Source organism: bacterium (assembly GCA_008933615.1).
GTDB lineage: Bacteria > CLD3 > CLD3 > SB21 > SB21 > SB21.
Genome location: WBUR01000087.1, coordinates 1 through 2,906, shown reverse-complemented (window position 1 = coordinate 2,906; position 2,906 = coordinate 1). Strand labels below are relative to the sequence as shown.

The window sequence follows — 2,906 nt, the reverse complement described above, 5'->3', positions numbered from 1 at the left end:
ACATAGGGGCCTGCCGCGATCAACGGACCGCTCAACACGATCATCTCCGGATTATACAGCTGGATCAAAATAGATAAGCCCCATCCCAGCGAAGTGCTGAGCTTGTTGAGCAATGAGATGCAGAGATCGTCTCCCTTTTTTGCTAAGCGGACGATATCCTGGGGCGTTAATTCGTTGGTTTTTTCCTTAAAAGCTTTGGTGAGTTGGGAAGCCGTATTCCGGGCAATTTCCTCACGTGCCATTTCGGTCAGGTGTTTGGCTCCCGCGATGGTCTGCAGGCATCCTCTTTTTCCGCATTCGCAAAGTGTCCCGTTTTCAACCATCCGGATGTGGCTGAACTCGCCGGAACAGCCATTTGCACCTTTATAGATTTCCCCGTTTACAATGATCCCGAGCCCGAGTCCCCAGTTCCAGGTGATCACCAGGGTATTTTGCGTATTTTTTGCTTTTCCGAACATGAATTCACCCAATGCCTGCATCCGGGCGTCATTTTCAATGACCGTTCGGATTTGAATGCGCCGGGCGATGCGGTCCCTGATAGCTTGAGCTGCAGAATCTTTAATGGTCCTGTTGATCCCGTTTGTTGAGTCGATCAGTCCCGGCATCCCGATCCCGGCAGCAGTGATCTTTCTCCTTTCAAGTCCGGCTTCCTTCAGTAAGGAAACCAATGCATCGTCAATTTTTTCCTCCAGTTCAGGATCATCGATGTGCGTTTCAAATTCGAGGATTTTTGTACGGTTTTTATTGTGACAATCGACGATACAAGCTTTCGATCTGAAATGGCCTATCTCGATAGCGACCACAAAAAAGGCGTCATCCCGGAGGCTGTACACCAGAGGTTTTCTTCCCCCGCTGGAATCTCCGGTACCGGATGTACTGATAATTCCCTGGTTGATCAGTTCATCCAGAACAGAACGGATTGTAGGCAGGCTGACATTGGTTTTTTTTGCCAGCGTAGCTGCTGTTTGCATATCCTTTTTATGCAATGAACGGAGAATATGCATCCTGAGTTTATACCTTTTTAGCTCAGGGATAGGCAGATTGGAAAGATCAATAAGTTGGTCAGGCATTCCGTAATAAAAAAGTTAAATTTAAATAAGTTCCGGATGCCAAACCAGACAAAGAGTTTGTAACTACTCAGGTCTGAATACTCAACATCTCTGGGTTCTCAGGAATTCATTTTTCCCGGCGGCAACGGTTATGGCAAACCGGATTGAGTCAAATGGATTTCCTCCTTTTTTGATGATCGTGTCAACAACAGAGCGCAATACCGCAAATATCTCAGCTCCCCGCTCAGAGCGGAAGCTCCCCGATACCTTCTGCTTGACTTTGATATTACGGATTGCCCTCTCTGAAGCGTTATTATCGTAAGGAACATCAGGATAAAACAGAAAATTGAATACCTGAGTCTTTCGTTTTCTCAACCTGTTTCGGAATGGAAGCATTTTTGAAACGGTATCCGGTAATGTTTGCTTTACCAGCGTATCAAACTCATTGATCACTGCCCTTCGCTGATCAAATGATCCGGTGTACTGTTCCGGGGTCATGGTATCTTTCAGCTTAATAGCCCTGGTCAATAAATCCTTCATCTCAGTTGCCCACTTGTGGTGATAAAGCTGCTCAAAGTAGTTTAATTCCCTGAGCAGGTGTGCAAGGCACAACTGATGCCCTTTGGCAGGGGTCTTTAACTGGGCGCTCAAGGAATCGCTGACAAAGGTTGCATTGCCAAATCCTTGCGGAAAGGTATTTTCAACCGTTACAAAGCCTCGGCTCTTTGATATGACAATGTATGTGCCCCGCATCGTTTGCCAGGTCCAGGCCCAAAATTTATTCTTTTCAACTTTCACTCCCGTTTCATCTCCACCTACCGTAGTGGCCTCGGATATTTCCTTTTTTATCCCTTCATAGAGGGGCAGTATCATATTGGCTGCTTTGTTTAGCAGGTTAAAGATGGTGCCTTCGCTCATGGAGATATTGGTTATACTTTTTATTAATTCTCTCAGACGAGAGTAGGGAACATATTGTCTCGAACTCAGATAAGCCGTAAGTGCAACCAGGTTGTTACCGTACTGAACAGGCGCTGTTACTTCTGCCGGAAAATTCCCGGTACTGACATAACCACAGCTACACTTCCTTTGATAAACCTGGTGTTCAACCACACTGGCCTGAATAAAAGGAATATCGATCACTTGTCTTTTGCCTGTCAGCTCTCCCTGTTCACCGGTATGGATTTTTCCGCAGCGGGGACATTGGGCATCCGGACAATGAACCACTATTTTATCAGGAGCAGCCAACATCCGAAGTGTTTCTCCTTTGTGACCGGTTTGACCCCCGGATTTTTTATCACTTTTCTCCCGCAGGCTTTGATTCTTATACCGGAATAAATCCTGAGCCGGAGGCAGTGAACTGTTCCCGCTGTTCTTTGGCGTTTTAAGTCGCTTGATTTCATCCTGAAGCTCTTCAACCATGCGGGTCAAAGCATCAACCTTGATTAAAAGATCATAAACCAGATCCACCAGTTCTTCCTTGTCCAGTTTTCTCAGTTCTTCTTTCGAAATCATAACGCTTTTGCTTTTTACAAAGATCGAAGTTCTTAAATCGGATACACTAATTCTAAATCTATTCTTTATGAACACCCAAGACGCCTGTTATCAACAATTTGCAAAATAATTTTAAGTTTTGAGATTGAAACCCCACGAGAATCGTCTGGATGAAAATAAAATCAAAAAATCAAACCCGTCCCCGGGAAAACGAGTTGAGCAAAAAACTAAACACTCACTTCTACTCCTGAATTTTTATCAGGTGGATACCTGAGTAGTTACAAATATCGTATGGGTTCGGCTTTTCTGCGGGATATAAAAATTGGGATATCAGCGCCTTTTTCCAGGGTGTAGCCAGAGAATCTT

At 45.0% G+C, this 2,906-nt stretch carries 2 protein-coding genes; both read right to left on the bottom strand.

Translation table 11 applies throughout. The features are described from left to right. A partial coding sequence (locus F9K33_16475) for an ROK family transcriptional regulator (protein KAB2877386.1) occupies positions 1-1,070 on the bottom strand: 1,070 nt, incomplete at its 3' end. A gap of 81 nt (positions 1,071-1,151) precedes the next feature. Further along, positions 1,152-2,561: an IS66 family transposase gene (locus F9K33_16470; protein KAB2877385.1), complete on the bottom strand. Its 1,410-nt coding sequence runs from the start codon at positions 2,559-2,561 to the stop codon at positions 1,152-1,154. Between the last annotated feature and the right edge of the window lie 345 nt (positions 2,562-2,906).